The sequence below is a fragment of the Sphingomonas sp. genome (genome assembly GCF_035317925.1).
GTDB lineage: Bacteria > Pseudomonadota > Alphaproteobacteria > Sphingomonadales > Sphingomonadaceae > Sphingomonas_I.
The window spans coordinates 1-3,224 of sequence record NZ_DATHFV010000180.1 but is presented as its reverse complement, the minus strand read 5'-3'; the positions used below and the strand labels follow the sequence as shown (position 1 = coordinate 3,224).

Below are 3,224 nucleotides of genomic sequence, written 5' to 3'. Positions count from 1 at the left end.
GTCCGTATCCTCGCGATACCAGCTCGAAAGGGCGACCTTTATGCCCCGGTCGCGGCACTTGCCGATGAACTCGATCAGGCCCGGCAGAACCTTGATTGTGATGAGGCCCGGGCTGCCCCAGTCGTTGGTCGTCCAGGCCGGCACCAGCGTCCAGCTTTTGGTCGGGTCGGCGGCGAGAAGATGGGGGTAAGGATCGATCCGCACGGCATTGTAGCCGCGCTCCGCCAACCCATCGAGCGCGCGATCCCAGTCTTCATAGCCCGCGCCCGGCCAGCGCCGCTCGAGCCAGGAGAAATCCCACATCGCGATCGCGCGCGGCGCTTTGCCTTTCGGCTTTGGCGCCATGATCCGCGCCGATGTTTCGGGCGCCGCCAACGAGCCGGCGAGCCCCATCGCGCCCGCGAGGAATTGCTGTCGCGATAGGGTCATCGATCGAACCTCGCCGGCATTTCAGTGCAGCCAGACATAGAGAATCGTCACGGAGACGATCAAAGCGAGCGACCCCAGTCTGGGATCGCCCGCCCCGCGCAACGGCCCGCGCAGGAAATCGAGCGGCCGCTCCCACGCGAGACCGGCCAGATGCGCGCGATCCGGCGGCGCGGTCGCCAGGCTGACCGCGATGTAGATCGCGATGCACAAAGCGGTCAGCGCGGGGCCGACCAGCATGAACGGCACGCCGAGCCCTCGCACCGGATCGGTCACGAGCCCGGTGAAAGCCTGCCCCTGCGGCAGATCGATCATCGTCCGGCCGACGGACGGGAGATCCAACAGGAAATAGGCCACGCCGATCGCGGTGCCGATATACAAGGTCGCCATCGCACCGCGCGCATTGCCGCGCGGCCACATCACGCCGAGCACGAACACGGTCGTGACCGCTGGTGCGAAGGTCATCGGAATCTTGTTGATCGCCTCGAAGATCGTGCCGAACTGGTCGCCCTGCGTCGACCACGCCATCGCCATCAGCATGATGACGCCGGTCGCGATCCGGCCGATCAGGACCAGCTTCTTCTCCGACGTCTCCGGCCGCACGCGCCGTACGATATCGAGCGAGACGAGCGTCGCGCAGCTGTTGAGCGCGGCGGCCATGCAGCTCATCAAAGCGGCGGCCATGCACGCGGCGAGCAGGCCCTTGAGACCCACCGGGACGAGATAATTGATCAGCGCCGGCAACATCGTGTTGAAGTCCGGCGCGTTCGTGCCCGGAACCGTGCCGAGCGTCAGCACGCCGCGCTTCCACAAGACCGATCCGATGATGCCGGGAAGGACCATCAGGAACACCGGCGTTATCTTGAGGAAGCCGGCGAACAGCGCGCCGTTCTGACCCGCCTGGAGGTCACGCGCGCCAAGCACGCGCTGCACATGCGTCTGATCGGCGCACCAATACCAGATGCCGAGGATTGGGTAGCCGAGCAGCACGGCCAGCCACGAATAGCCGTTCAGCCGGCCTTGGGAATCGTGGATCGGCTGCAACATGCTGAGCTGGCCCGGATCGGCTGCGGCGTGCATCGCCTTCAGGCTGTGAACGCCCGCGCCCGGCAAGGCGTACAGGCCCAGAATCGTGACGAGCGTGGCACCGCCGAGCAGGAGACAGACCTGGATGCTCTCGGTCAGCACCACCGCGCGCAAACCACCCAGCGCCGTATAGACGACGGTGAACAGCGAAAGCGTGACGATGATCGGCAGCATCGGCACGCCGAGGAAGCTTTCGAACAGCTTCGCCGCCGCGAACAGGCTGATGCCGATGTGGACCAGCAGCGCGCCGAGCAGGCCGATCACCGCCAGAAACGTCCGGGCCGACGGCGCGTACCGGCGCTCCATATATTCGGGCAAAGTCTGGACGCCCGAACGGATATAAAAAGGCGCGAAGATGAGCGCGAGCAGGATGAGCGTGAACGACGCCATCCACTCGAAATTGCCGATCACAAGGCCATCCTTGGCGCCGCCGGCGGCGAGCCCGACGAGATGGAGCGTCGAGATATTCGACGTGAAGACGGCGGCGCCGACGGTGAACCAGCCGAGCGATCGGTTCGCCAGGAAATATTGCTGGGCGCTGCTGTTGCGGCGGTATCCCACGGCGATACCGAAGGCCGTGATGCCGATCAGGTAAGTGGCCATCACGACCACGTCGATCCAGGAAAGTGTCATCCCGCCCTCTTATAATTCTCAGGCAGCCCAGCCGCGCTCGATTTCCTCGAGACTGCGGCCCTTCGTCTCGGGCACCTTGCGCAGCACGAAGAAGAAACCGGCCGCGCAGATCATGGCATAAAGCCAGAAGGTGAAAGCGGGGCCGATTGCCGCGTTGAGCAGCGGAAAGGTATAGGTCAGCACAAAGCACGCCGCCCACAGCGCGGTGGTGCAGATCGCGACGCAGGCGCCGCGCGCCTCGTTCGGAAATATCTCCGACAGGATCACCCACGTGATCGGCGCCAGCGTCATCGCGTAGCAGCCGATCGCGGCGATAACGAGCACGAGCAAAGGCCAGCCCTGCTGATGCGTGAGGTAAAGCGCGCCCAGCACCGCGTACAAGGTCGCAAGCCCCGCGCAGCCGAACAGCATCAGCGGACGCCGCCCGACCCGCTCGACCGTGCCGATCGCCACGAACGTGAACAGGCACATCACCACGCCGGTGATCACGATGTTGAACAGGATGCTCGACAGCGTGTAGCCGGCCGCCGAAAAAACCTCCTGCGCGTAATTGAAGATCACGTTGATCCCGCACCATTGCTGAAGCACGGCGAGCACCACGCCGACCAGCAGGATCGGCCGCACCCGGCGCTCGCGCAGCGTCTTGAGCACGCTGGTGGCTGGGGCGGCTTCGAACGTCGCCCGCATCTCCACCGTCACCGCCTTGGCCTCCGCAACGCTGACGAACTTCGCCAGCACCGCAGTCGCGTCCCGCCAACGTTCTTTGCGCGCCAGCCAGCGCGGGCTTTCCGGAATGAACAGCGCACCGACGAAAAACACCGCAGCCGGCACGAACGCGGCCTGGAACATGTGGCGCCACGCCATCTGGCCGTTCCAGGACGCCGCGATCTCGGCGACGCTCGCATGGTCTGCGACCGGCCGGGCGATCAACCAGTTGACTGTTTGCGCCGCCAGGATGCCGATCACGATCGTGAGCTCGTTCAGACAAACCAGCTTGCCGCGCGCGTGGGCCGGGGCGATCTCCGCGATGTAAACCGGCGACAGGACCGAGGCCATGCCGATCGCCAGCCCGCCGGACA

At 65.4% G+C, this 3,224-nt stretch carries 3 protein-coding genes; all 3 read right to left on the bottom strand.

Annotation, left to right across the window (positions count from 1 at the left end):
• On the bottom strand, nt 1–429 hold a 429-nt coding region (locus tag VK533_RS13565), incomplete at its 3' end, for a cellulase-like family protein (RefSeq protein WP_324378524.1).
• 21 nt (nt 430–450) lie between these two features.
• Nucleotides 451–2,145, bottom strand: coding sequence for a sodium:solute symporter family transporter (locus tag VK533_RS13560; protein ID WP_324378522.1), 1,695 nt, complete (start codon nt 2,143–2,145; stop codon nt 451–453).
• Between the two features lie 18 nt (nt 2,146–2,163).
• Nucleotides 2,164–3,224 (bottom strand): sugar porter family MFS transporter (locus VK533_RS13555; protein ID WP_324378520.1); only part of this gene is annotated, 1,061 nt, incomplete at its 5' end.

What these genes read in the sequence shown, in the direction of transcription:
- VK533_RS13560 (WP_324378522.1), bottom strand. Translation starts at nt 2,145, where the DNA reads ATGACACTTTCCTGGATCGACGTGGTCGTGATGGCCACTTACCTGATC.